Below are 25,165 nucleotides of genomic sequence, written 5' to 3'. Positions count from 1 at the left end.
GCCTATAATATGTGTATGCCTAGTGAATTGGTTGGGCATGCCTAAAAAAAGCATCGGCTGATTTAGCCGATGCTCGTCCGTTATATGGATATATTACTGTCCCATTCAATTCGTGGCTGCTTTGTTACACAATCGATATGAACAGTAGATTTAATCATCCCGCCAAATGTATGGTTAGAGCCAAAAGCAATATGGGCAGTCTGATAAGCTTTTTCATCCTCTAAAATTTTCCCTGTCAGCCGAGCAGCATGATTGGTCCCGATACCCAGTTCACACAGAAGTCTGCCGCTTTCTTGTCCTAATAACGATAATAGTTTTTCACCATCAGTTCCGGTTGCTTCTGTTAAGCATCCTTTTTTTATGGTCAGCACAACAGGCTCTTGCACTAATCCAATACCTGCAATGGAGCCATTGATTTCAATCGTCCCTTCTGCCTGGCCTTCCAGCGGAGCGACGTATGCTTCACCAGACGGCAAATTGCCCGACATCCCTTTTTCCTTGAAGACACCCGTGCTGGCGATCCCCTGTCTATCTCCTATTGGTATAATTAACTTGTGATTACTTCCTGTATAAAGAGTCACCTGTTGAAAAGTATTCAGTTTCTCTGTCATTTCAATCGTTTCCTGCTCGACCCTGCTATAATCAGCACGCATAGCGCCATTTAAAAACATATCTTCTGAAATGCCCGGCATGGTTATGACACTTATCCCCTTGGCATTCGCTTGCTTACGCGCAACTGTATGTGTTAAGGAGTGCTTAGTCAAACAAAAGACCATATCATATTTCAGCATATGACGTGCCGCTTCAACAGACGGTTCTTCTCCTGATTTTGTACGATCCTCCATTACAAATAGATCTGTCTTCCATTCATCTGCTTTTAATGCACTTTCGAACTTACGGCCAACGTCTTCCGTGCTTCGATCTGTCAATACTAGAATAGATGCTGACCGATCCAATGAGAAGTTCGTACTCATGAGGCCTTTAACAATTGTTGCAAATTGAGACATTTTCAACATCCTTTCTTATAAATTAATTATTTTACTTTGTAAAATCAGCTCTTCACCAAAACACGTGCTTGACAACCCGTCACGTGCATGTTGGCAGTGTGTGGATTTACTATGTGCTGATTTCGTTTCTCGACTTTGTAGGGATTTTAATTGAAGTGTGAGTTTGCAGTTTAAACTCGCTTCGGCGCTGGGGGATTGCCTTACGCTATGAGCCTACTGGCGAAGAACGTGCCAGCAGTCTCACAGCCACGGCCGACCCCGCAGTTGCGCCTGCGCTGGTGTAGGAGAAAGGACAATGTACTGATTTTTTTGCAGAGTATGAATTAGCTTGTCTTGTTCCGCATCTCGAGTTTGTAAATGCATCGATCACATGAATCTAAGCCTTTGCATGATGATAAGTATGGCATGAAAAACCTTACCCATTGTCATAGCCCCAAATAGTGTGCTCATACTGCCTGCTCACACAAAAAGTCTTGAAACACCAGCCAGTGTACCTTCGTTCCAGGCAACCTAAGTACGCCGACAGGTGCCTTAATTTCTGCGAAGGACACAGAAATACGGCAAAGCGAATCCTACGCTGTTCGCTTGGCAACGGTTGCATGACTCACTTCGTGTGAGCCCGCGGCTAAAAACACTCTGGGAGGATCAGCCCGACAGGTGAGACAACTTGCGGGAGCGAAAGCCTTTACGAAGAAAGGCTTTTGCGAATAAAAGCGTAGCGTTATGAGCACAGTTTGCCTAAATTTCTGCAAAGAGCGCAGAAATACGGCCAAGCGAACCCTTCGCTGTTCGCTTGGCTCACCACGGGCCGGCAAGACACGCGTCCGCCTGGAACGCAGGGAAACGGTATCCTTCCACTCTCATCCTATATTGCGCAATCACAGTCCAATCTCAAACTGCTCATGAAATAGCCTGTCAAGCACACATTTGGGTGCAGACCCGTAAAATCGCACTAAAACATTTCAGCAATTGCAGCAAACACCAGATTTCTGGAGGGAAGGATTGGTTTCGCAGTATAACGGGCCATATAGTGCTTCATTTCATCATCGTATCCCATACAATCTAGAACAATAGCTTGTATAGGCAAATCGTCCATATACCTTGCTGCCTTCTGAAATTCATTCCAATCCAATTGATAGGGTGAGCAATAGTCAAGCATACAATTGACTTCAGCTTCTTTCCACTTCCCAGAAATTTCGGTTTGCTGTTCGGATAGCGGGACAATCACGCCGATTTCCTTTTCACGGAACAACCCTTTTACTATCTGACTCACAATATAGTCGGGATACAAAACAGGTTTTGTTGAAGTAAATAATTCAAACTTCCCTGTACAGGCAACCAATATAGCATCCACATGATCATTTTGACATGCTGCAACCAATTTGTTTAATTCCGCATCGACAAATTTCTTATCCAAACGCACCTTAGAACCATCGCGCAAACGGGAAACGAGCGTCTGCCCCGACTGAGAAGGGACTAACATTTCTATTTCATTCATTGAATAGGAATCCAAAATACCTCGTTCCACTATATTTACATGCGGAATGTACTTTTTGAAAGTCTCATGCATATCCTCTCTTGGACTTTGACCAATCGTTAAGACACATAGCGTTTTCAACGTATCATTCCTGCATGGCGAAATACTTCTTTACCTTCTATATAGGTAGAAAGAACATTTGCTTTCGTTTCAAATGGTTTGTGTGACCAAATAGCAAAATCGGCGTCTTTTCCTTCTTCAATCGAACCTACTTTATCGGCAATACCCATAATCTCAGCTGCAGCCAGTGTGATACTTTTAAGTCCCGCCATCTCATCCAATCCATACTTGACTGCTTCTACTACACAATAATACAGGTACTGGATTGGGATAAATGGATGGTCGGTCATAATCGCAAACGGAATATCCAAATCATGGAAGTGTTTTGGACTCTTAGCTGTAGAAAGTCTATTTTCATATTTCGATGCGGGCGTCATATAAGGACCCAATGTTACGGTGGCTCCACTCGCTTTAATGGCATCGAGCATCAACACCCCTTCCGTACAATGTTCCAATGACAATTTAACATCGAACTCTTTCGCAATTCGAATAGCAGTCGCTATATCATCGGCTCGGTGACAATGTAACCGAAGAGGCATTTTTCTTTCCAATACTTCAGCAAATGGAACCAATTCTGAATGATTCTCTGCCAGCCGCTCCCTCTCACAATCTTTCAAATGCAATACTTCCAGGAAGCCTTTGCGAATCAAGTGCGCCACCGCCATTCTTGTCATCGGCATCGTTTTATATTGATTGCCAAAAACATTCTTTGGGTTTTCTCCTAAAGCTCCTTTCAATCCACTTCGCTCTATTATTATTCTGTCATCAAATGATGCGCCTGCTGTCTTTAATATACTCCATACGCCACCGATTGGATTGGCACTGCCCGCGCCGGTTTGAACAGTTGTGACTCCTCCCATTACGGCCTGTTCAAACGAGAAGTGCCGTGGATCAATACCATCCTTTGCATTCATTAAAGGAGTCCAAGGGCTAGAATATTCATTGGCATCGTTTTGTCTTTCCGTAACTTCCGCCCATAATCCCACATGTGTGTGCGCATCTATTAATCCAGGAGTAATAAATTGGCCCGAACAATCTATAACCTGTGAATCCGAAGGCAGATCAAAGCATTTGCTGACCTTTACAATTTTTCCTTCACTCACCCAGATATCTGCATTCTGCAGAACTTCATTTGACTTATTCATCGTATACACTGTACTGTTACGTAAAACTGTTACCATCAGAAATCACCTCTACTATAAACTTCAGTACCTTTAATAAACGTCTTCCATACTGTAGCAGTTACATTCATTGGATGTTGATCCCAAATTACTAGATCGCCAAACATTCCGGCCTCAATTGTTCCCGTTACATGATCAATTGACAAGAGTTCGGCCGCTCCTTTAGTTAATGCGTAAAGCGCTTCATTCTCAGGCACTCCTTCTCGAATGGCCAAAGTCGCTTCCAGCTTCAAATTGGAAACTCCGCTTTTGGGGTGGTCGGATGCAAAAACGAACTTTTTTTGGCGTTGATATAAGTTCTGGTATATAGAAGGATGCAGTTTCAACAATTCATTGCGTTCTATAGATTGAAACACAGGTCCCGCAATAATTTCCTCAACCTGATCAGACCAACGTTCATCCATCGAGGTGAATTCAGTGGCATGGACGAGTGTAATGGGTTTATCCATTTCCTTTGCAATTCGCAATGCTGTTTCCAAATCATCAGCTCGATGACAACGGATAAAAATGCGCTTGTCCTTCAAGTCAGAAGATTGATTGAGCTGATGCATCATTTTCCGCATCTGTGCAGCAATCCCCATTCGTGTCAAAGGTTTTCCAGTCGCATCGAAAAAAGCTTGCTTGGGTACATCGCCCATCGAAAAGGAAATACCTGTTCCATCTGCAATACACATTTCCTCAAATGTAGTTCCTGCAGAATGGATGACTGCGGTCACCGCACCGACAACGCTTTCGGGACCCGACATGATATGACTGGCAGTTACTCCGGCTTCCAATGCATCTTTAAACGAAGTATCAAAAGGGTATATTCCATCCCGGACGTGGAAAATCATTCCTTCATCGGCATATGGCTCATAGCTGTCATTACCTTCCCGCCCAATTCCAGATTCCTTTAAACCAATGGAAGAACAGGTATCGATTAATCCCGGAGTCACATACATTCCATTCGCATCAATCAACATGTCTGCTTCTTGTTCGTTCGATCCATCTGTTACTTCAGAAATACGCTCCTCTTCAAGCAAAATATCTTTTTTAAAAAACGCCTTATGAATGGAGTCAAATACAAATCCATTACAAATTAATATTTTCAACGCTTCCGCCTCACTTTTCATCTGTCAAAGAAAAAAGCAGAGTGACGTGCACTCTACTTTTCTCTTTGCTTGATATTTTATTGCTTCAACCAAACATTGGCGCCATTTGGATGAACAATTTGAATGGAGTTATCTGGTGATACGTCAAACCCTTGTACTTTTTTATTCACCCCGGCAGTTGATTCTTGTACATCAATTTCAAGACGAGGTACATCTTTCAAGATGATTTTCAATGCTTCTTGATACAACTTTGCACGTTCCTCTTGATCTGCTGTATCTGAAAGTGCGCTATTTAATAATTTATCTACTTCCGGATTTTCATATCCTTTACCATTGCCCAATGCGCTCAACTGATCGGTATGGAACAGCTGGTATAAGAAGAAGTAAGGATCTGGATACCATGACCAGCCGCCGATTGACATAGGTGCATTTCCTTTAGACACCGTATCACTGTAAGTTCCCCACTCGACAACTTTAATCTCTACATCAATATTTAAGTTTTCTTTCATTTGGTTCTGGAAGATGGTTGCATATGGAACGCGTGCTTCCGCTACATAAATCTCTGTTTCAAAACCATCCGGATAGCCTGCTTCTGCAAGTAATTCCTTCGCTTTTTCAGGTTCGAATGTTGGCACTAAATCTTCCAAAGCTTCATCATATCCCCATGAACCTGGAGGTAATGGTAGATAAGAGCGTACAGCTCCGCCCCACTGACTCACACCTTGTACAAGCTCATCTACATTCGTTGCTTTATAGATTGCTTCACGGACTTTTGGATCCGCAGTGGGTCCTTTTTTGTTATTCAAATCCAAGTACGTGATTGATAATGCTTGCGTTGTAAGCAAGTCCAAATTTTCGTCTTGTTCAATTAATGCACGGTTTTGCCCTTTTACGTCCATCGCGATATCGATATCACCTGAGCGCAATGCATTTGTCATCATATTCGTATCCGCAATTACTTTCATCTTCACGGAATCTACGTGAGGCTTTTCGCCCCAATACTTATCGAAACGGTCCAATGTCAGCTGCTGATCTTTCTGCCAATCTGTAATCATGAATGGGCCTGTCCCAACTAGATTCGCACCAAAACTCTCTCCCCATCCTTCTACTTCTTCTTTCGGTACAATAACGTTCCCTGCGTCTGTCAATACCGCCAATAAAGCTGCATTGGCTTTTTCTAAATGTACTTCCACTTCATTTTCGCCTGTCACTTCTACTTTTGTTACTCCGCGTAATCGATTCATAACAGATTCTTTTGCAGATCTTTCCAAACTATACTTTACGTCTTCTGCTGTCATTTTACGTCCATCCTGATATTTGCCCGGCTGGAAATAAATATCGTCTCGGAGCTTGAATGTATATACCAATAAATCATCGGAAATTTCCCACTCTGTCGCAAGTGATGGTTTAATTTCGGATAAATCTTTACTGTAAACTACTAGTGTATCCGCTACTGATCTCATAACCTGAGACTCATATACCCCGGTATACTTCACTGGATCCAATGTTTGTGGATTCGCTGATAAACCAATTTGCAATACTCCGCCGTCTTGTGGTTCCCCACTAGTTGAATCTCCACTGCTTGCTGACTCATCACCTGTCGTAGACTTCTTTCCCGAACAAGCACTCAGAACCAACAATAACGCCATACCCAGTAAAAATATTCTTAACGTTTTACTTCTCATCTTTCTCCCACTTCCTTCTGTTTCATATTGTGAACCAATGATTCACTGACTAAGATAGTTAATAATTTATCACAGAGATCTTTTCATGTAAAGAGGTAATTTCAAATATTCTGACCCTTCGTATACTTGCTAATTAATTATGGAGACAGAAAATTTATCATTTACTTTTAATTCTTACAATGCTAGAATTACGAATATTCACATTGTGGACCAGTGGTTCAAATTTATGAAACAGAGGTGAAGGCGCATGGGGAAATATATAATCAGACGATTATTCGACTTACTTCCTACCGTTTTTGTAGTAGCAGTCATTGTATTCATCATCACACGACTGATCCCCGGTAATCCTGCGGCTGTCATGTTAGGACCGACAGCGAGCGTAGAAGATATTGAAAAATTAACTACACAATTGGGATTGGATCAACCGCTTTATAAACAATTTTTTGACTATCTGCTGGGGTTATTACAAGGCGATTTTGGAACTTCCCTTAGTTATAACCAGCCTGTTGTTCAGTTAATAATGGAGCGTTTTCCTAATACAGTGATTCTAGCTCTTGCAGCTCTGATCATTGCATTGCTTATCGGAATTCCTGCAGGCATGATTTCAGCTGCACGCCAAAACTCCGCATTGGATTATGGCGTTATGCTTGTTTCATTACTTGGGGTTTCGATGCCGATTTTCTGGTTAGGCGTCATGCTCGTTCTATTCTTCAGCGTAAACTTAGGATGGTTTCCGGCAACAGGGATGGGGACGCTCGATGATGGGTGGATTTCATATATAAAACATCTCATACTTCCAAGTATTACTCTGGCGACGATCCCAATGGCGACATTTGCCCGAATTACACGATCTAGTATGTTAGAAGTAATTTCACAAGAGTATATTAAGACCGCACGTGCAAAAGGTGTTGCCGAATTTTGGGTCATCTCGAAACACGTATTGAAAAACGCTTTAACACCAATCTTGACTGTCCTTGGCATGCAAATTTCCATGCTTTTAGGCGGTGCAGTTCTAACAGAAACCATTTTTAGCTGGCCGGGCATGGGCCGACTCATCGTAGATGCAATCGATAAACGGGATTTCGTCGTCGTTCAGGGAACCGTTCTATTCATTGCCATTATCTTCGTATTAGTGAACTTACTCGTTGATATCTTATATAAAGTTGTCAATCCAAGAGTTAATTATGAATCTAGCAAAGGAGGCGGACAGTAATGATGAACGTCCAACCGAACACTCCTGAAACGATTGCTGCAGCAAAAGGCCATATTCCTGCTAACGAAAAAGTGTTCTTGAAAAAACTATTGAAAAATAAATTAGCAGCAGTTGGGCTGGCCGTTACCATACTGATGATTCTCGTTGCTGTCTTTGCACCTTTTATCGCTACACATCCGCCAAACGAAATGAATGTGGGAAACTCTTTAAAACCGATCGGAACGGATGGTCACATTCTAGGTACAGATAATTACGGCCGTGATTTATTCAGCCGTCTGGTATATGGAGCTAGAATTTCACTGCTAGTCGGTGTTTCTGCTGTTTTATTCGGTGCGATCTTAGGTACATTCCTTGGTTTGATTTCGGGTTATTTCGGCGGAAGACTTGATTCCATCATCATGCGTACGATGGACGGACTGTTCGCATTCCCATTCATTCTTCTGGCAATCACGCTAATGACTGTACTCGGTCAAGGTCTCGTCAACGTAATTATTGCCATTGGTATTGCGAATATTCCCGGCTTTGCAAGGATTGTGCGCGGACAAGTACTAAGTGTGAAAGAAGAAGAATATATCGAAGTCACACATTCACTTGGGGCAACTCATTCGAGAATTTTATTCCATCACGTGCTGCCTAACTGTCTGGCGCCGCTGATTGTGTATGGAACAATGAGCGTAGCGGGCGCCATTATTTCTGAAGCCGCACTTAGTTTCCTTGGTCTAGGTGTTCAGCCCCCTACTGCTTCATGGGGAAGTATTTTGAAGGACGGAAAAGATTTCTTAGTTTTAAACCCACAAATGGCGACATTCTCAGGACTCGCCATTCTAATTACAGTTTTAGGCATCAATTTATTCGGTGACGGCTTACGAGATGCTCTTGATCCAAAAATGCGCGTGTAACTGATAGGAGGAATCGAAATGTCGGAGAATTTGCTATCCATCGAAGGGCTGGATGTGGAATTCCGCTCTTCCTCTTCTACTGTCAAGGCCGTTAACGGTGTAAATCTGACATTGAAGAAAAAAGAGACGTTAGGAATCGTAGGCGAGTCGGGATCAGGTAAAAGTGTCACAGCTACAGCATTGATGCAACTCATCCCCTCACCTCCTGGTAAAATCAGCAGCGGTAAAATTTTATTTAACGGTACAGACTTATTGACTCTGTCCAAAAAAGAAATGCGGGCCATCCGCGGAAATGAAATTGCTATGATCTTCCAAGATCCGATGACCAGCTTAAACCCTGTTTTCACAGTAGGCAATCAGATTATTGAAGCCATTCGACAGCATAAAAAGCTATCGAAGAAAGAGGCAAGATTGGAAGCCATAGAAATGCTGAAAACGGTTGGTATACCCGAACCGGAAAAGAGAATTGATATGTACCCCCACGAATTTTCTGGCGGTATGCGGCAGCGCGCCATGATTGCAATCGCTCTATCCTGTAATCCTAAATTATTGATTGCAGATGAGCCGACGACAGCACTTGATGTGACAGTGCAGGCACAGATTTTGGAGCTAATGAAAGATCTTCAAGAATCAAACGATACGTCCATCATCATGATTACTCATGATCTGGGTGTTGTCTGGGAAATGTGTGACAACATCATCGTCATGTATGCGGGAACTACGGTGGAATCGGGGTCTGTTGAAACCATCTTCAAAAACCCGTTGCATCCTTACACATGGGGACTGCTGGAATCACAAATCACAAAAGATGTTCAGCATAACGAGAAATTGCCTGCTATTCCGGGAAGTCCTCCAGACTTACGGAAACCTGTCCCTGGCTGTCCTTTTGTTGACCGATGCCCGTACAGCGCAGAAATTTGCCACACGAAAAAACCTGAATATATTGAAGTAGAGCCAGGACACTTTGCTGCCTGCCATTTTCAAACTGCAACAAGCCGATTGGAGAAGAAGGAGGGAATGTTCGTTGACTGAAACTATTATTAAAGCGACCGATTTAAAAAAACACTTCCCTATTTCAGATCCAATGCCTTTTAAAAAATCTACACAAAGTGTCAAAGCCGTAGATGGGGTAAGTTTTGATGTATTCAAAGGAGAAACGCTTGGAATCGTAGGCGAATCAGGCTGCGGGAAATCTACATTAGCGCGATTGATTAACCAGCTGATCAGTCCTACTTCGGGATCTGTTGAATTCAATGGTACTGACTTAGCGTCTCTCGGTATAAAAGAAATCCGCAGTGCGCGAAAATCTATTCAGATGGTATTCCAAAATCCCGATGCATCGTTAGATCCGCGGAAAACTATTGAATCGTTAATTGCTGAACCATTGGTCATTCATAAAATCGGTACGAAAGAGAGCCGCCGCAAACGTGTGCATGAGCTGTTGGAAATTGTAGGGTTAAGCAGTTATCATGCCAGCCGATATCCACATGAGTTTTCCGGAGGGCAAAAGCAGCGGATCAATATCGCTCGGGCATTGACGTTAAATCCAGATGTCATCATCTGCGATGAGCCTGTTTCGGCTCTTGACGTATCCGTACAGGCTCAAGTCATTAATTTGTTGAAGAGTCTTCAAAAGGAATTCAACTTAACCTATATATTTATCTCCCATGACTTGAATGTTGTCCGCTATATGTGCGACAGGATTGCAGTGATGTATCTAGGTAAAATCGTCGAAACAGGTACATTCAAGGAGATTTATGAGGATCCTAAACACCCTTATACAAAGGCACTTCTTTCGGCTATTCCAAAAGAGAATCCATATGAACAGCGGGAAAGAATTATTTTAAAAGGTGATGTTCCAAGTCCTGTGAATCCGCCATCCGGCTGTCATTTCCATAAACGTTGTCCTTTTGTAATGGATGTTTGTAAGAATACACGGCCCGAATTACAAGAATTAGATGAAGGCCATAAAGTTTCTTGTCACCTATATTAAAAACTGGAGGAATTATAAATGTCATTAAAGCATGTAGTTGAACTATTAGAGGTTATGGATCACCACACCGTATCAGGTGAAGATGTAAAAAGCTACTTGGAACAAATTTCATCAGCTGCTACAATTCATGTCCAAACGGTAGAAGGAGAAAAAGGATCAACTGATTTTATCAAGGTAACCATTCCAGGCGTAAATGGAAAAATCAACGGTGGTTCAGCGAAAACTCTAGGTATTATCGGACGCTTGGGTGGAATTGGGGCACGCCCTGAAATGACCGGTTTTGTATCCGACGGAGATGGAGCACTTGCAAGTATGTCAGCAGCCGCAAAATTATTAGATATGTGCAATAAAGGAGATCGTTTGCAAGGAGATGTGATTTTAACAACGCATATTTGTCCTGTAGCTCCCACTTCTCCACACGAACCGGTGCCGTTTATGGGTTCTCCGGTAGATATTATGGAAATGAACCAGCATGAAGTGACGAAAGAAATGGATGCCATCATTTCAATCGATACTACAAAAGGAAATATGATCACCAACCATAAAGGCTTTGCCATCACTCCTACTGTAAAAGAAGGATATATCTTAAAAGTCAGCAATGATCTTCTACATCTGTATACACAATCTGCTGGTATTTTACCGGTCACACTGCCAATTACAACACAAGATATTACACCATATGGCAACGGAGTGTATCACGTAAATAGCATCTTGCAGCCAGCAGTTGCGACAAATAGTCCGGTAGTAGGCATCGCTCTTACAACTCAAACGGCTGTGGCAGGCTGTTCAACAGGCGCAACTCATCCAACAGATGTAGAACAAGCTGTGCGCTACGCAATTGAAGTGGCAAAGTATTACGGCGAAGGGAAATGTTCCTTCTTCGATGAGAAAGAGTTCGAGCATCTTGAAGCACTGTACGGAAAAATGAGTCACTTGCAAACTAAAGGAAACGAGGTAAATGCTTAATGACTAACTTAGAAGATTTAAAAAAATTCGTTGTGGATGAAGTAGAAAAAAATAAAGAGGAGCTATTGCAGCTGTGCAGTTCATTGATTCAGATCCCAAGTGAAAACCCTCCTGGTGATTCAACAGAAATCAGTAATTTCATTGCGAGCTATTTAAAAAAATCAGGGGTAGAGTTGGACTGGCATGAAGCTGCTGACAAGATGTATAACTTGTTAGCCTCCCAAGGTGCTGAAGGCGGTAAGGAACTGGTATATTGCGGACACACCGATGTTGTTCCAGCAGGCGACCTCTCGAAGTGGGATTTCAATCCATTCTCAGGTGAAATAAAAGATGGATGGATGTTAGGCCGCGGTGCCAGTGATATGAAAGCAGGCTTGGCAGGATTAATTTTCGTTTTCGGTTTGTTCAAGCGCTTAAATATTGAACTGCCCGGTAAATTAACATTGGCCATTGTTCCTGATGAGGAAACTGGCGGAGAATACGGTGTGCCTTGGTTACTGGAAAGGAAGCTGGTAACGGGAGACGGTGCTTTAATCGCCGAACCTTCCTCTCCATTAAATCCAACGATCGGTCAAAAAGGATCCTATTGGTTTGAACTTGAAGTATTTGGCGAACCTGGACATGGCAGTCTTTCCCCTATCGCAGGCAACAATGCCATTACAGATGCGATTCTTGCGATCCAAAAAATTCAAGGCTTATGGGAGCTGGATGTACATATTCCTGAAGAGATACAGCCATTGATAGAAGTTTCGAAACGCTATATGCGGGAAGTAGAAAAAGATAGAATCAAATATCAACCGGTATTGGAAAGAATTACAGTGAACATCGGTACAATCAACGGGGGTACGAAATCCAATGTAATACCCGAAAGTTGTAAAGTGCAAGTAGACTGCCGATTGCCTTTCGGTGTCACACATGCACAAGTCTCGGAATATTTGAAAAAGGAATTGGACAGCCTGGATATTCGCTACTCCATTCGATTATTTGGTTTTAAAAGCGAAGCCAACTATACACCTGCGGAAGACCCGGTATGCCGTGCGATCGTTGACAATATCAGCGCTGTAACAGGCAAGGAGTCTTATGGTGTCATGCAGTGGGCAAGCAGTGACGCAAGACATTTCCGAGATCATAATATTCCCGTATTACAATACGGACCTGCTTACTTACCGAGCATTCATGGATATAATGAAAAAGTCCAAGTGGAAGATATTGTACGATGTGCAAAGGTATATGCAGCCGCTGCCATTGATTTCCTACACAATAATTAGTATTATTTACTTATACGAGTGAATAATAAATAAATTAATAAAAGGAGTCTTCTATGCTAAAGACAGTCAACTTGGCACTAGTCATTCTGAAGATGTTTACACGTAAAAAAAGTGTTTGGGGTGGCAGAGAATTGGCTGCTGAAATGGGACTTAACCATACCAATGTCTATAGAATACTAGAAACATTGGAACGAAATGGATTCATCTCTAAAGACCCGATCACCAAACAGTATAAGCTCGGCTCTGCTGTTTGGGAATTGGGAACTGTTTTCTATGAAAATTTGAATGTCCAAGAGATGATCAATCCTCATTTACAAGAGCTATGTGATCAAACAGGGGAATCTGTATTTTTCACAGTTTTAGATGGGGATGATACGTTAATGCTAACCGTCATCGAACCGGAAAACAAAGTCCGTTTCCCTATCACACCTGGAAGCCGTGCCCCTTTATATGTTGGTGCATCTTATCGTTCCATTCTGGCCTATCTGTCAGATGAGAGAATTGAAAAAGTCCTTTCTGGTGAAATGGTTAAATTTACGGATAAAACGAAAACGGATCCTGATGAACTGCGCAAAGAACTTCAGTTGATAAAAAAGAATGGATTTGCTATGAGTCAAAGCGAATATACCCCTGACGTCGTTGCGACAGCTGTCCCATTGATCATCGATGGAGAGGTTCTTGGTTCGCTGACTGTAGCTGGCCCTTCGTATCGAATTGACCAAGAGCAACAATCTTCGTTCATTCCCCACCTTCGAAAAACACGGGATGCTATCTTGTGTAATATGCAGAAGTATAATCTAGCCCTTTAAAAGAAAGAGTGCCAGCGCTCCCCTGCTGGCACTCTTTCTTTTTTGCATAACTATCCCGGTTGTTTCTCTTACATCATTTTACTATACTGAATACATGACTATACTTACACCAGATCAAATCAGAGAATTGAATAGCTACAGTATTTATTTAGAGAACCCGGAACATCCCGTATTCACGCTGGCCGACCTCCAAGATCCTGCGCGGAATAAAGATTGTATCTTGGTGGCAAAAACTGTTAGTCAAAGTCCGAATGAAACTGTCGCTGCTTCCTTCTTCATGCGCCGGCTCGGCATGTTTTTTGCGATGCAGCTGTATAATCTTGCCGCGTATGATGAAATGTGGAAAGGATCTGCAGATGATCTGCGTTTCGGAGCAATTATGGAGTTCGAAAATCGGACCATCAGTACCTATGCAGACGCAGCTGATTGGGGAATTGTTGAGGATAATGAAAGACTGTCAGCCATTCGAAGTGTTTTAGAGGATGCACATGCCGTCATCACAGCAATGCGGACGACTGTCAGCATTTCCCCATTAACTTTATGGGAAAATATTTTCGGCTTCTGGCTATGGCAATATCATGTGCTGCTTTCAGATCCGAGCACAGAGATGGAGGCCCGAGAAGACTTGAACATATTAAAAAGCGATAAAACCTGGAACGGCATTGCCGGCCATTCCCGCTTTGCAAAATATTTAAACGGCAGTGAACCAGCTGATTTGCTGAACACCACCGTCCGTACCACCTGCTGTTTCTCAAAGGACGTGCCAGGTTTGATGCAATGTGGGTTTTGCCCGTTAAAATAAATTTGGGATGCGCGTGCGTTTGGCGCCCGGCAGAACCGAGATACTTTGGTCCGCTTCATTCATTCGCGCAGACACGCAAAAAAAGCTGTCCAGAAAGTCACACACAACTTTCTGGACAGCTTTTTCAATGGCCTTTTTGCCCAATGCTCATTGGATACCCCTAAGTGATCATAGAAACTCTGCTAGTGATCATTCACAGTGATCCCACGCTCATTGGCCTCCACAAGTGATCATACAAGCACGAAAATCGCTCGCATTTGCACTTCAGGCGATCATTCAGCCGCTCCTTATTTGCTTCGATAAGCATAAAATGACTGCTTTGTGGAATAAATAATACCCATGGCTGCACCACTATAGAAAAACCCCATAAAAATCCCAGCTGACAGATTTTTTGGGTGGCTGATGAATACAGAAAGTGCCAATGCGAGAACCGTCGCCACTGTTGAAAGCCAGCTCGCCGGCATGCCAAACAGCCACTTGGCAAGCAGGACCGCGACCAGCACGACCGGCACAGCCCAGACCGCATCCCAAATATTTGTATGGACTACAGGAAACTCTGTTAACATGCCATACATCCTTTCGTTTTGGGTAGGATGTGCAGAATGTCAGCAGTTATCCTGTTTAATCAAAAAGCCCCCCGGTCCGCAGACTAGGAGGCGAGGCGGCTACACTTCTTTCGTAGCCGCATGGCGTATTTCTTTACGCCGTTCATAAATATTCTGGACGATGACTTTTCCGACTGCATAAGCCGGCACAGCTACCACGATTCCCAGGAATCCCGCGATGCTTCCCGCCACCAATAGCACGGTAATGACGGTCAGCGGATGAATATCGAGAGTTTTCCCCATAACATTCGGTGTGATCAGATTACTGTCTGTCTGCTGCGCAACAAGCGTCACGACCGCTACCCAGATGACCAGCTTCGGATCCTGCAGATAGGCTATTAAAATAGCCGGAGCTACTGCGATCCATGGCCCTATAAACGGAATCAGGTTCATGAACAAGGCCAAAATAGCCAGCAGCAATGCATATTCCAAACCGATAATTAAATATCCGATTAAAATAATAGTGGCGAGAATCGAACTGATCAGCAACTGACCCTGGATATAAGAACGAAGTACTCTGTCGATATCTTCTAACGTCTTTTTCACCCAGACCTTACGCTGCCCTGAAAACAAATCATAAATTTTCGGTGCCAGTTTTTCATGGTCCTTCAGCATGAAGAAAAAGAAAAAGGGAACGAGCAAAAGTAAAACGACTGCCTGTACGAATGACTGGATGAAGGTGACAAACCATTTACCAAATTGCACGGCAAATGACTGAATAGATTCAAAAGCTGAATTCAGCGAATCCTGCAGACTATCGGGCAGATTGTCTTTTTGATTAATGGCTTCATTTTTCAGCTGGTCCAGCTGGCTGGCTAACGCAGGAGCGTTTTCGACCAGATTATTCACCTGTTTCGTTACAATTGGACCAATCAATGCCACTAAAATCCAAATGACCGCCACTAAGATTAACATGACAGAAACAATGCTTCCCCAACGCGGCATTCCACGTTTCTCAAGTATACGCTGAATTGGCTCTGTCATGTAATACAGCAATCCGCCAAAGATCAGCGGCAGCATAATGGTCTGGAGAATAATTCCGACCGGTTTAAAAATATAGTTCACTTCTAAAAAATACTTGGTGATTAACAGTGCCAGTAAAACACCAATACCAACCTGAAACCATACCTTTTTCGTCAAATTCCCACTTCCTTTATTCCGGATTAAACAAGTACTTTAAGTATACGCGGTCAGCAGGCTTCTGTCGAAAATAACCTTGAAGTGTTAATTGGCAATTTGAAGCTTTCTTCTGCGGAACCGGAGCATCATAACATAGATAAACGGCACTAAAGCTGAGAACAATGCTAAACCACTCCATCCTGCAGCCTGCCAAAGCGGTGCTACCAGCGTACTTCCGGCTGCCATGCCAATATAGTAAGAAACCAGATACAAACTGGATGCACTTCCTTTGTGATGTGTGGCTTCTTTACCGACCGACGCGGCTGTCAGTGAATGGGCAGAAAAGAAACCGAGGCACATGACACAGTAACCCAGTACGATAAAAGGCAATTTCATTGGAATGGTAAGGAGACATCCGGCCGCCAGCAAAATCACCGCCGTTAAACGAACAGGATTCGTGCCATACTTTCCGGCAAGCGACCCGGCGACAGGTGCGCCGACAATCCCGAATGCATAAGCAAAATACACATAAGATACTTGATCCAGTGTCAGTAAAAATGGCGTTGCAGTTAAATGGAACGGAAGGAATGTCCACATGCCTGTAAAACTGAGCTGCAGAACGATGCCAAGCCCGAATACAATCAGTAAATTGGGATTCCGTAAATGGTAGCCAAACCCTTCGATATCCTTCTTAATCGTTTCCACACTCGGCTGAAAGTTTGCTGACTTCGGCAGAACGATTATCAGCATAATAAAGACACCTGCGCCTAAGACAGCTAATGCCTGCAAGGCCAGCTCCCACGATCCGCGTTCCGTCAAATAACCGGTCACGAACCGACCGAACATTCCGCCGGTTCCGTTAAACGATATATAGAGTGCAGTTGCCACGCTCACTACCCGCCCGTGAATTTCTTCATTGATGTAGGCCAGTGCAGCGGCTAAAATACCGGCCATTGCAAATCCTTGGATAAATCGAAAGACCAGAATCACGGCAAATGAATTCGTTAGAAACATGGGGATAAATAAAAGTGCGGTCACTAAAATAGATGTTTTTACAAAAACAGATCTGCCCAGCCTGTCTGAATAGAAACCAAGGACGACGAGTCCTACAATTAAACCGATTGTATTGATCGACATCGTCAGACTGGCAGTAGATACTGAAACACCGAATTCTTCTGTGAAAACAGGGAGCAAGGGCTGCATGGAATACATGGCAGCAAAAATAAATACAGATGCCACACCGAGCCCGACGACAATACGCCAAAAACGTGCTTCGCGCATGGTCGATTTAGTAGAATGAGTCATGATGCCACTTCCAGTCTATAATTTGCGAATAATGAAATTATAGCATTATATAGAAAACTTCTCATACTATTCCTTACGTACCTCGAAATAAACAACAAAATTTCAAATTCAGCTACATACTTTTCAAGTTTCCTCTCATGCTATATATCGGAGGTGGCAGACAAATGAACAAAATGGCAATGACCGCTGTTGGGCTTGGCGCACTTTACCTAATGCGAAACAAGCAGTCCCGGGAAAAACTCATGGAGCAAATCAATCAATTTGCAGGAATGAAGAACACACCGTAAGCCATACATTTGTTGTACACACCAAAAAAACCGGAAACCTCATAGGTTCCCGGTTTTTCTTCGCTTAATATTTGAATGTCCGCACTGCCGCCTGCAGATCTTCTGCCATTTGAGCCAGCGTATCTGAACCTGCGGCGATTTCCTCAATGGAAGCCGTCTGTTCTTCTGCAGCTGCTGCAATCGTTTGTGTGTGATCTGCTGATTGTTCTGCAATTTCTGTCGTCAGATCAATGGTTTGGACGATTAACTGTGCATCTGTAGAAATTTGTTCAACACCACCCGATACTTCTGTAATATCGGCAGTTACTTTATTGACAGCTGAGGCAATTGTACGGAAAGAACTGCCCGCTTCATTCACCAGACGGATTCCTTCCTCAACTGAAAGATTTCCTTTGCTGATTGCTTCTACTGATTCATCAATTTCTTCGCGAATTTCGAGGATAAGATGATTTACTTTATTCGCAGCCTGGGCGGATTGTTCTGCCAGTTTACGAACTTCATCCGCCACCACAGCGAAGCCTTTTCCGTGTTCGCCCGCTCTTGCTGCTTCAATAGCTGCATTTAGCGCCAATAAATTCGTCTGTTCCGCTACATTAGTGATCATCGAAACCATCTCGCCGATTTCATGAGATTTATTCCCTAATTCATTGACGACAGTTGCAGTGACTGCTGTTTCCTCCTGAATTAAATGAATGCGCTGAATGGCCTGCTCAACGACATCCACACCGTCATTCGCAAGCATTGACGTTTCATTTGCTGTACTGGTAACACCCTGTACATGATGATTTAATTCGGCGATTTCTTTAGAAATAAGTGCGACCAGCTCATTGGACTTCAATGTCTGCGTCACTTGATTTTCCGCACCGTATGCGACTTCCTGAATAGCGCTTGCCACTTGCTCAACAGCCAAGCTTGTCTGCTCACTGCTTGCGGACAGCTCTTCACTGGTCGCAGCGACTTGCATTGATGCATTAGAAACTTGATCGACCATACTGCGAAGATTAGCTGTCATCTTACTGATCGATAGTGCCAGTTCACCTATTTCGTCATGATTAGTAACGGTGATATCACGCTCGCGCAAGTCCCCTTCCGCCACTTCCCCTACGTGCTGCGTCAAACGGTGAAGAGGGTTAGATAAATGTCGTGCAAACCACACGATGAGTACAGTACCAAGTGCCAATGCAATAACTAGGACAACAGCCAGCATCTTCAAGACACCAGTTGCTCCTTCGTTGAAATCCATCAGGTAAGCGCCGGCATTGACGACCCATCCCCAGTTAGGATCCAGTTCCGTATAGACAATTTTAGGAGCGATCTGATCCTCTGTACCCGGAACCGCAAAATCAAATTCCAGGAATCCACCGCCTTTTTCTGCAGTTTTGATCGTTTCACGTGTCGTGTACATTCCATCCGGCGCCAGCGAATCAAATAAGTCTTTTCCTTCGAACATCGGATGACCTACTCCCACACCCTGCTGATCTAAAATGAAAAAATATCCGTACTCTCCCATATCCACGGTAGACTCGATCGTCCGCTTGCCATCTGCCTGCATAGGTCCAATCAATTTCTGTTTGACTTGTTCCTGAGCTTCTTCCAATGTCAGATTGCCTTCTTCGACTTGTTGATTGGCCATGTCAATCAGCTGAAGCGCCAGCTGGACATCGTTTTTCAGCCCTTTAGCTCCAATGTCGTCCAGATTCTCTTTTGCTGTGCTGTAGCCCATGATGCCAATGATCAAACTTGGTACAATGAGAAGTATAGTCGTAATGGCTATTAATTTACCCCGGATCGATAGTTTCATATGTATAGCCTCCTGTCTTACTTCTATTATCGCTTATAGGCTGTAAGAATCAATATCAATATGTTTCAAAATTGTAACCATTTATTAATACTAGATATTTTCTCATAGAGGCTGAGTCTTTACATCTATAGATTATAGTAAATTTTAACCGATAATACCAGTAAATATAGGGAAGAAGGGAGGCGGCGTTATGCTCGGGCAATGGAATGCCGCAGGATTGAATATATTACGCAATATGAATATCCATAACATGCAGGCGATGCGGTCAATGGAACGTCTTTCATCCGGCATGCGGATCAACCGCGCAGGAGATGACCCTGCCGGATTGGCAATATCTGAAAAAATGCGCGGACAGATTCGCGGTCTTGCGATGGCGCAGCGCAATATTCAGGATTCCATATCATTATTTCAGACAGCAGAAGGCGCGCTGAATGAAACGCATGATATGCTGCAGAGAATGCGTGAACTGAGTGTACAGGCAGCCAGCGATACATTAACGGATAATGATCGAAAACAAATCTCCCTGGAATTCGAAGAACTAAAAAAAGAAATACAGCGGACTGCAACGGATACACAGTTTAATACCATGCCGCTGCTTGACGGTTCCAGAAATTCATTCAAAACACAGGCGGGAGCAAATGCAGGTCAGTTCATTGAATTTTCAATCGGCGATATGAGAACTGCAGAACTCGGAATTAGCGAGGCATCCATCGGTACACGTGAAGATGCAGACAAGGCAATTGGCCTGCTGGACAAGGCGATTTCTAATGTTTCCTCCGAACGATCTAAAATGGGCGCTTACATGAACCGGCTTGAACATGCGTACAGCAATGCACAGACAATGGAAATGAATTTGACGGCAGCTGAATCCCGTATACGCGATGCAGATATCGCGAAAGAAATGATGGCGTTGACAAAAGCCAATATCTTATTGCAGGCAGGTCAATATGTACTGTCGCTCCATATGCAGCAAGCGCAATCGGTTCTTCAGCTGCTCCGTCAATAAACAGGATGTTTTCCTTTTTTCTAAAGTGGGTAATTATATACTAACTACAGAAACGGAGGAGATTTTCATGGACCACAAAGATCATGGTATGGAAGAGAAAATTAAAGGTGCAGGAAATAAAATGAAAGGCAGCGTAAAAGATGTTGCCGGAGATGTTATGAACGATACAAAAATGCAGGCTGAAGGCAAGCTGGATAAAGTAAAAGGTGAAGCCCAGCAAAAAATGGGTGAGGCAAAAGAACATTTCAGTGATGCGGAAGCACGCCGAGACCGCCCATAATAGATAATCAGAAGTCTGCTGTTGCTAACAGCAGGCTTTTTTTGTTCACAGTAAAAAAAGCTGCCCGGGAAGTCATTATGAATTGGATAATTTCCCGGACAGCTTTTTCTTATAAATTTGTTGTATCTATCCGGGGACTATTTGGAATCGGCGTTCCTGCTTCCTCAATATTTTCACCTTCAAGGCTTTCCCCGCTTGTTGTCTGCTGAGACGAACTGTCATGAGGATCGATGGTTGCCGCTCTCTCTTCATCAGTCAGCTTATCAACAAATAAAGCAATGCCGCCTTCAGCCAGATCGTTATAGAATGTCTTGGCTTCTGCTTTTGAAAATCCCATCTTAATGAAAATAGTCAGCATTTCATCTTTGCTGTTGAATAGCCTGCGTGTATGATCCCAAAGTGAGCCATCCTGTATGCCAATCAGTTCAATTTCGGAATCATCCTCCAGTATCTTCAAATCGTCCCGAACATTTGAAACTGCGCACATATGACGTTTCGTGTACCCTTGCGCTTCCAATTCCGTTATTTTATACAGTACATTGTCAACGGAATGAAAAGTACCTGCATATTGTCTGTCCGCCATTATTGCACCTCCTTTACGGTATGTTCTATTTGTACCCGCCGCGCAGGTTCCTCACACCTTCACTGCTAGGTATTCATCCCAATTTCCTATGTGCATACTTTCACTTTTCCTGCACACGCTATTGGCATCAAATGAAAAGGAGTGATGTGTCAGTGGAAATGAAAAATAAAGTGGAGTCTGAAATTTCCAATATGAACGAGGAAAAGAAAGACCAGATCCTTGAGAACTTTAACCGATTTAAAGGCTTTTTATCGGATAAAGTAGAAAAAGGCGAAAATTTAGGACTCAGCGATGAACAGCTTGCAAAAACAACTGAATTTATCGCCAACTATTTATCACGTCATGAAGAACCACGCAACAGAGAGCAATATTTATTGCAGGAACTGTGGGATTCAGGCTCTAAAGAAGAACAGCATTCTCTTGCGCATATGCTGTTGAAGATGGTTCGCCAAGCATAAAACGGAGGCGATACAAATGGCTGCCAGAGGCAACCCCGGTCCGAACATGAATACCGACATATATCGGTTAGTCCAAACACATCCTGAGAATTTAAATACCAATACAGTCAGTTTGTTCGATTTGCACGAAGATATGCAGACTGTTGACTCTATTTCACTTCCTGACCAGCGTAAAGACCTCATGAAAGAAAAAATTAATCATTCCCCGCGTTACAGTGGAGGCAGCCCTTCGGCTGACTATGGTGCTCCGAAATAATTCTCTGATAAAAGCCGCACAGTGCTGAACATTGTGCGGCTTTTCCTCATATTTCCTCGTTTCCTGTCGATATTTCCCGGGAAATTTTTCGCTGTATTCTTTCATCCGCTTACATATTTCCATGATATACTGATATCCGATGGAAACGGAGGTGCAGCATGTGAAACCTTGGATGTATCCGCTGCTTGTCGTGATTGGCGCAAGCTGTTACGGTATCTTGTCAACAATTATTAAACTGGCAATTCAAGACGGCTTCACTGCTTCCGAGGCAGTAACAAGCCAATATTATACAGGCTTTCTTTTAGCTCTTATAATTTATCTCTTCACCCGCAAAGGCATACCGACATTGCGCGGCAGCTTTCCCGTGCTTCTCGCCGGCCTGTTCACTGCTATTACCGGATCAGTATACGGAAAATCGGTCGAATACATGCCGGCTTCATTGGCTGTCGTACTGCTGTTCCAATTCACATGGATCGGCATGCTGTACGATTGCCTAGCCGCGCGGCGTCTGCCGAAGAAAGCGGAGGTCGTATCGCTTGTTTTTTTATTCGGCGGCACGGTTTTAGCTGCCGGCCTCATTGATGCGGATATCAGCGGCATTCCTTGGCAGGGATGGGCATTCGGATTCGCAGCGGCATTTAGTTTCGCCGCGTTCGTTATGGCGAATCAAAAACCGGTGCCCGGCATGGACGTCGTCACTCGGCTGTTCCTGATGTCGTTCTATGCGGCGATTGCCATTACATTCTTCCAGTCCCCTGAAATCGTCTGGAACGGTAAACTCGGCGAAGGACTCTGGATTTACGGAGCAATATTAGGCGTTTTCGGCATCGTGCTGCCGATTTTTCTATTTTCCGTCGGGGTTCCGAAAGTCGGCGGAGGCATGTCTTCTATTTTAAGCGCAGTTGAATTGCCTGTTGCTATTCTAGCTTCGATGCTTCTGCTCGGCGAACGATTGACATGGCTGCAATTCACCGGTATTTTCCTCGTGCTGTCCGGCATGATTCTGCCCGCTTTGCTGCAGCGGTTTGCACTTTCGGGAAAAAGACAGCTGGAATGAAAAAACGCTCGTTTTGAGCGTTTTTCAATACGACAATTCATTAGTGGAAAATGATCATTTCTGGTACTTTGTGATGTTGTTACTTAAGCTTTAAGGAAATAGCATCTAATTCTTGAGTTACCATGATATCTTGCTGTTCAGAATTTCCATCTGTATATTTTACATTTGCTTTAATAATCACATCATCACCTATTACTTCATTGCCATTATGAGGAATGGCAATAGAATATTGATGGTTTTCCTGTTCATTATAGTTCACTGTGTAGGTACTCCCCACTTCCTTTATACCCTGGTATTCATCTGAACTAGGCTCCCTCGTAATGAAATTGATCTTCTCTGCTTGTAGCCATTCCCTGTCAATATACTCTTTATATGTGAATACAACGTCTTCAATAAACTTCCCCCCGCTTAAAGTATAAGTGATGGTGTCAATCTGTTCTCCAGTTATCTTGAGCCGGATATCTGTAAAAATTAAATTAGCTCCGTCGCCGCTTATACTCAAAATACGATCCATTCTATCTTCTGTTGCTAAGTCAATAGTCGCTTTCTCGGATGTAATAGTAGTTGTATTTAACTCTTTCCCATCATCACTCAATGCATAAGCTGTGATCGAAAAATTTGTCACTTCTCCACTCTTAGTAAGATACGGCATGCCTATCATAATAGCTAAAAGGATACCAAATGCACAGGCTGCCGAAATCCAACTTTTATCATTCACTGGAACCGTTTTTTTCTTTCCACTATTCTCTTTCACGCGATCTTCCATAGCTTTTGACATTTCAATAGAAGTCACGGCATCTTTAATCTTCTCAAAATCCATATTCATTCTCCTTTCGATAGCTTTCTCGAAGAATCTCTCTTCCTCGTTGTAACCTCTTTTTCACTGCTGACGTCGTAATAGCAAGAATTTTCGCTATTTCATCGACTTTATAGCCCTCTACATAATGAAGTAACAAGACAACTTTAGGTTTAGTTGGCAATCTCATGAGATGATCGAGTAAATCATGGTTTTTATCATTCTTGGAGTATAGTTGTAAATTATTGATATCTAGATGTTTACGAATAATATTGTACCTTCTCATATTCTTGCAGCGATTTGTGGCAATTGTAATTAACCAAGCTTTCTCATGTTCTGAATCGTTAAAAGCTGGAGATTTCGTTAGATAAGTAATGAAAGTGTCTTGTACGGCATCCTCCGCATCTTTTTCATTACATAAAATAACAAGACAAATTCTAAATAGCATATTGCCATATGTATCAACAATTCGCTCTGCATCTGGCTCAGCCGACCAAACTAGTTGCAACATCCCTCAACTCCTTTCACTACTAACACACTTGAAGATACCAAATGGTGACTTTTTATTTTTGAAATAATTTATCCATATGAGCCCAACAACGACTGACATAAGTAATTTTCACACAAAGAAGTGCTTAGTCCATTGGAAACTAAGCACTTCTTTATTACTTCGGTATTCAAATATTCAACAAATATCTCCGAATACAACGATTTGGTCTTATTATGAAAAGTGTCTCTGAGCTTTCTTTAACTTCTGGAAGTAAACTTCTTGTATATATCTATTCGCTTTCGGTTTTTTTGCCATATCTGTTTTCCATAACGAAAAAAACAAAAAGTGTTATGAGAATTACAAATGGAGTTGTACTATGCTCCATTAACCCTAAGTTCGGCAATACTAAAGACAGAAGTATCAGTGAAGACGCTACTAAACGAACGATAACAAGGTTTTTAGGATGTTTTTTATTATCCAAATTACTTCCTCCTTTTCTTAGTATATCTCTAACAATATAGCTCGTTTCTTCAATATAGAGCGTATACTTATTTCAGAATTGTGCCTTTTAGCTGCATCACATTCGGGGTTATTTATTTACAGTATAATGT

At 42.9% G+C, this 25,165-nt stretch carries 27 protein-coding genes; 14 read left to right on the top strand and 13 right to left on the bottom strand.

What is annotated here, in order from left to right:
- Positions 1-80: 80 nt before the first annotated feature.
- From GDZ68_RS17345 to GDZ68_RS17325, 5 genes are all read right to left on the bottom strand, one after another.
- Positions 81-1,007 (bottom strand): aminopeptidase, encoded by a 927-nt coding sequence (locus GDZ68_RS17345; protein ID WP_228551157.1) that lies wholly within the window; start codon positions 1,005-1,007, stop codon positions 81-83.
- Between the two features lie 952 nt (positions 1,008-1,959).
- Positions 1,960-2,625 (bottom strand): AroM family protein, encoded by a 666-nt coding sequence (locus GDZ68_RS17340; RefSeq protein WP_153723579.1) that lies wholly within the window; start codon positions 2,623-2,625, stop codon positions 1,960-1,962.
- Entirely contained in the window at positions 2,622-3,785 is a 1,164-nt protein-coding gene (locus tag GDZ68_RS17335) for an amidohydrolase family protein (protein ID WP_153723578.1), read from the bottom strand. The genes GDZ68_RS17340 and GDZ68_RS17335 overlap by 4 nt, the downstream gene beginning before the upstream one ends.
- Positions 3,785-4,876, bottom strand: coding sequence for an amidohydrolase family protein (locus GDZ68_RS17330; protein WP_194841222.1), 1,092 nt, complete (start codon positions 4,874-4,876; stop codon positions 3,785-3,787). The genes GDZ68_RS17335 and GDZ68_RS17330 overlap by 1 nt, the downstream gene beginning before the upstream one ends.
- Before the next feature lie 77 nt (positions 4,877-4,953).
- Positions 4,954-6,561 (bottom strand): ABC transporter substrate-binding protein, encoded by a 1,608-nt coding sequence (locus GDZ68_RS17325; protein ID WP_153723576.1) that lies wholly within the window; start codon positions 6,559-6,561, stop codon positions 4,954-4,956.
- Between the two features lie 247 nt (positions 6,562-6,808).
- Between GDZ68_RS17325 and GDZ68_RS17320 the strand changes: the two genes are divergently transcribed.
- From GDZ68_RS17320 to GDZ68_RS17285, 8 genes are all read left to right on the top strand, one after another.
- The gene (locus GDZ68_RS17320; protein WP_153723575.1) at positions 6,809-7,774 is read left to right on the top strand and encodes an ABC transporter permease; all 966 of its coding nucleotides are present in this window, start codon (positions 6,809-6,811) and stop codon (positions 7,772-7,774) included.
- Entirely contained in the window at positions 7,774-8,673 is a 900-nt protein-coding gene (locus GDZ68_RS17315) for an ABC transporter permease (protein ID WP_228551156.1), read from the top strand. Before GDZ68_RS17320 ends, GDZ68_RS17315 begins: the two co-directional genes overlap by 1 nt.
- An 18-nt stretch (positions 8,674-8,691) precedes the next feature.
- The gene (locus GDZ68_RS17310) at positions 8,692-9,705 is read left to right on the top strand and encodes an ABC transporter ATP-binding protein (RefSeq protein WP_153723574.1); all 1,014 of its coding nucleotides are present in this window, start codon (positions 8,692-8,694) and stop codon (positions 9,703-9,705) included.
- Positions 9,698-10,666 carry an ABC transporter ATP-binding protein gene (locus GDZ68_RS17305; protein WP_153723573.1) on the top strand — a complete coding sequence of 323 codons (969 nt, stop codon included), beginning with the start codon at positions 9,698-9,700 and terminating at the stop codon, positions 10,664-10,666. Before GDZ68_RS17310 ends, GDZ68_RS17305 begins: the two co-directional genes overlap by 8 nt.
- An 18-nt stretch (positions 10,667-10,684) precedes the next feature.
- Positions 10,685-11,632, top strand: coding sequence for a DUF1177 domain-containing protein (locus tag GDZ68_RS17300; protein WP_153723572.1), 948 nt, complete (start codon positions 10,685-10,687; stop codon positions 11,630-11,632).
- Positions 11,632-12,900, top strand: coding sequence for a M20 family metallopeptidase (locus GDZ68_RS17295; protein WP_153723571.1), 1,269 nt, complete (start codon positions 11,632-11,634; stop codon positions 12,898-12,900). The genes GDZ68_RS17300 and GDZ68_RS17295 overlap by 1 nt, the downstream gene beginning before the upstream one ends.
- 53 nt (positions 12,901-12,953) lie before the next feature.
- Positions 12,954-13,709, top strand: a complete 756-nt coding sequence (locus GDZ68_RS17290; protein WP_153723570.1) for an IclR family transcriptional regulator — start codon at positions 12,954-12,956, stop codon at positions 13,707-13,709.
- A gap of 223 nt (positions 13,710-13,932) precedes the next feature.
- On the top strand, positions 13,933-14,511 hold the full coding sequence (locus GDZ68_RS17285; protein ID WP_228551155.1) for a hypothetical protein: 579 nt from the start codon (positions 13,933-13,935) through the stop codon (positions 14,509-14,511).
- 287 nt (positions 14,512-14,798) lie between these two features.
- Here the strand turns inward: GDZ68_RS17285 and GDZ68_RS17280 are convergent, their stop codons facing one another.
- The 3 genes from GDZ68_RS17280 to GDZ68_RS17270 form a co-directional block, all read right to left on the bottom strand.
- Entirely contained in the window at positions 14,799-15,077 is a 279-nt protein-coding gene (locus tag GDZ68_RS17280) for a hypothetical protein (protein WP_228551154.1), read from the bottom strand.
- A gap of 99 nt (positions 15,078-15,176) precedes the next feature.
- Positions 15,177-16,256, bottom strand: a complete 1,080-nt coding sequence (locus tag GDZ68_RS17275) for an AI-2E family transporter (RefSeq protein WP_153723567.1) — start codon at positions 16,254-16,256, stop codon at positions 15,177-15,179.
- Positions 16,257-16,340: 84 nt separating this feature from the next.
- Positions 16,341-17,540: an MFS transporter gene (locus GDZ68_RS17270; protein WP_153723566.1), complete on the bottom strand. Its 1,200-nt coding sequence runs from the start codon at positions 17,538-17,540 to the stop codon at positions 16,341-16,343.
- Positions 17,541-17,704: 164 nt separating this feature from the next.
- Here GDZ68_RS17270 and GDZ68_RS18335 point away from each other — a divergent pair, with 164 nt between their 5' ends.
- A complete protein-coding gene (locus GDZ68_RS18335; RefSeq protein WP_255425152.1) occupies positions 17,705-17,827 on the top strand; it encodes a hypothetical protein in 123 nt (40 codons plus the stop codon).
- Positions 17,828-17,891: 64 nt separating this feature from the next.
- Here the strand turns inward: GDZ68_RS18335 and GDZ68_RS17265 are convergent, their stop codons facing one another.
- Complete coding sequence (locus GDZ68_RS17265; RefSeq protein ID WP_153723565.1) at positions 17,892-19,628, bottom strand: methyl-accepting chemotaxis protein; 1,737 nt, start codon at positions 19,626-19,628, stop codon at positions 17,892-17,894.
- A gap of 190 nt (positions 19,629-19,818) precedes the next feature.
- Here GDZ68_RS17265 and GDZ68_RS17260 point away from each other — a divergent pair, with 190 nt between their 5' ends.
- Positions 19,819-20,634, top strand: a complete 816-nt coding sequence (locus GDZ68_RS17260) for a flagellin N-terminal helical domain-containing protein (RefSeq protein ID WP_153723564.1) — start codon at positions 19,819-19,821, stop codon at positions 20,632-20,634.
- Between the two features lie 67 nt (positions 20,635-20,701).
- Positions 20,702-20,914, top strand: coding sequence for a CsbD family protein (locus GDZ68_RS17255; protein WP_153723563.1), 213 nt, complete (start codon positions 20,702-20,704; stop codon positions 20,912-20,914).
- Between the two features lie 109 nt (positions 20,915-21,023).
- Here GDZ68_RS17255 and GDZ68_RS17250 read toward each other — a convergent pair whose 3' ends face one another.
- Complete coding sequence (locus GDZ68_RS17250; RefSeq protein ID WP_153723562.1) at positions 21,024-21,497, bottom strand: general stress protein; 474 nt, start codon at positions 21,495-21,497, stop codon at positions 21,024-21,026.
- Positions 21,498-21,655: 158 nt separating this feature from the next.
- Between GDZ68_RS17250 and GDZ68_RS17245 the strand changes: the two genes are divergently transcribed.
- From GDZ68_RS17245 to GDZ68_RS17235, 3 genes are all read left to right on the top strand, one after another.
- Positions 21,656-21,955, top strand: a complete 300-nt coding sequence (locus tag GDZ68_RS17245; RefSeq protein WP_228551158.1) for a DUF3243 domain-containing protein — start codon at positions 21,656-21,658, stop codon at positions 21,953-21,955.
- A 16-nt stretch (positions 21,956-21,971) separates the two neighbouring features.
- Positions 21,972-22,211: a hypothetical protein gene (locus tag GDZ68_RS17240; protein ID WP_153723560.1), complete on the top strand. Its 240-nt coding sequence runs from the start codon at positions 21,972-21,974 to the stop codon at positions 22,209-22,211.
- Between the two features lie 160 nt (positions 22,212-22,371).
- The gene (locus tag GDZ68_RS17235) at positions 22,372-23,268 is read left to right on the top strand and encodes an EamA family transporter (RefSeq protein ID WP_228551153.1); all 897 of its coding nucleotides are present in this window, start codon (positions 22,372-22,374) and stop codon (positions 23,266-23,268) included.
- Positions 23,269-23,347: 79 nt separating this feature from the next.
- Here the strand turns inward: GDZ68_RS17235 and GDZ68_RS17230 are convergent, their stop codons facing one another.
- The 3 genes from GDZ68_RS17230 to GDZ68_RS17220 form a co-directional block, all read right to left on the bottom strand.
- Entirely contained in the window at positions 23,348-24,088 is a 741-nt protein-coding gene (locus GDZ68_RS17230; protein ID WP_228551152.1) for a hypothetical protein, read from the bottom strand.
- Positions 24,078-24,575 carry an RNA polymerase sigma factor gene (locus tag GDZ68_RS17225; RefSeq protein WP_153723557.1) on the bottom strand — a complete coding sequence of 166 codons (498 nt, stop codon included), beginning with the start codon at positions 24,573-24,575 and terminating at the stop codon, positions 24,078-24,080. Before GDZ68_RS17225 ends, GDZ68_RS17230 begins: the two co-directional genes overlap by 11 nt.
- Positions 24,576-24,843: 268 nt before the next feature.
- Positions 24,844-25,035, bottom strand: coding sequence for a hypothetical protein (locus GDZ68_RS17220; RefSeq protein ID WP_153723556.1), 192 nt, complete (start codon positions 25,033-25,035; stop codon positions 24,844-24,846).
- Between the last annotated feature and the right edge of the window lie 130 nt (positions 25,036-25,165).

The organism is Sporosarcina cascadiensis (genome assembly GCF_009650995.1).
GTDB classification, from domain to species: Bacteria; Bacillota; Bacilli; order Bacillales_A; family Planococcaceae; genus Sporosarcina; species Sporosarcina cascadiensis.
This window is presented reverse-complemented; position numbering and strand designations above follow the sequence as displayed.

Excerpts from the sequence above, each read along its gene's own strand:
- GDZ68_RS17240 (WP_153723560.1), top strand. The coding sequence starts at position 21,972 with ATGGCTGCCAGAGGCAACCCCGGTCCGAACATGAATACCGACATATAT.
- GDZ68_RS17315 (WP_228551156.1), top strand. The coding sequence starts at position 7,774 with ATGATGAACGTCCAACCGAACACTCCTGAAACGATTGCTGCAGCAAAA.
- GDZ68_RS17335 (WP_153723578.1), bottom strand. The coding sequence starts at position 3,785 with ATGGTAACAGTTTTACGTAACAGTACAGTGTATACGATGAATAAGTCA.
- GDZ68_RS17295 (WP_153723571.1), top strand. The coding sequence starts at position 11,632 with ATGACTAACTTAGAAGATTTAAAAAAATTCGTTGTGGATGAAGTAGAA.
- GDZ68_RS17230 (WP_228551152.1), bottom strand. The coding sequence starts at position 24,088 with ATGGATTTTGAGAAGATTAAAGATGCCGTGACTTCTATTGAAATGTCA.
- GDZ68_RS17310 (WP_153723574.1), top strand. The coding sequence starts at position 8,692 with ATGTCGGAGAATTTGCTATCCATCGAAGGGCTGGATGTGGAATTCCGC.
- GDZ68_RS17300 (WP_153723572.1), top strand. The coding sequence starts at position 10,685 with ATGTCATTAAAGCATGTAGTTGAACTATTAGAGGTTATGGATCACCAC.
- GDZ68_RS17320 (WP_153723575.1), top strand. The coding sequence starts at position 6,809 with ATGGGGAAATATATAATCAGACGATTATTCGACTTACTTCCTACCGTT.
- GDZ68_RS17325 (WP_153723576.1), bottom strand. The coding sequence starts at position 6,561 with ATGAGAAGTAAAACGTTAAGAATATTTTTACTGGGTATGGCGTTATTG.
- GDZ68_RS17225 (WP_153723557.1), bottom strand. The coding sequence starts at position 24,575 with ATGTTGCAACTAGTTTGGTCGGCTGAGCCAGATGCAGAGCGAATTGTT.
- GDZ68_RS17270 (WP_153723566.1), bottom strand. The coding sequence starts at position 17,540 with ATGACTCATTCTACTAAATCGACCATGCGCGAAGCACGTTTTTGGCGT.
- GDZ68_RS17290 (WP_153723570.1), top strand. The coding sequence starts at position 12,954 with ATGCTAAAGACAGTCAACTTGGCACTAGTCATTCTGAAGATGTTTACA.
- GDZ68_RS18335 (WP_255425152.1), top strand. The coding sequence starts at position 17,705 with ATGAACAAAATGGCAATGACCGCTGTTGGGCTTGGCGCACTTTACCTA.
- GDZ68_RS17260 (WP_153723564.1), top strand. The coding sequence starts at position 19,819 with ATGCTCGGGCAATGGAATGCCGCAGGATTGAATATATTACGCAATATG.
- GDZ68_RS17280 (WP_228551154.1), bottom strand. The coding sequence starts at position 15,077 with ATGTTAACAGAGTTTCCTGTAGTCCATACAAATATTTGGGATGCGGTC.
- GDZ68_RS17345 (WP_228551157.1), bottom strand. The coding sequence starts at position 1,007 with ATGTCTCAATTTGCAACAATTGTTAAAGGCCTCATGAGTACGAACTTC.
- GDZ68_RS17265 (WP_153723565.1), bottom strand. The coding sequence starts at position 19,628 with ATGAAACTATCGATCCGGGGTAAATTAATAGCCATTACGACTATACTT.
- GDZ68_RS17250 (WP_153723562.1), bottom strand. The coding sequence starts at position 21,497 with ATGGCGGACAGACAATATGCAGGTACTTTTCATTCCGTTGACAATGTA.
- GDZ68_RS17255 (WP_153723563.1), top strand. The coding sequence starts at position 20,702 with ATGGACCACAAAGATCATGGTATGGAAGAGAAAATTAAAGGTGCAGGA.
- GDZ68_RS17245 (WP_228551158.1), top strand. The coding sequence starts at position 21,656 with ATGAAAAATAAAGTGGAGTCTGAAATTTCCAATATGAACGAGGAAAAG.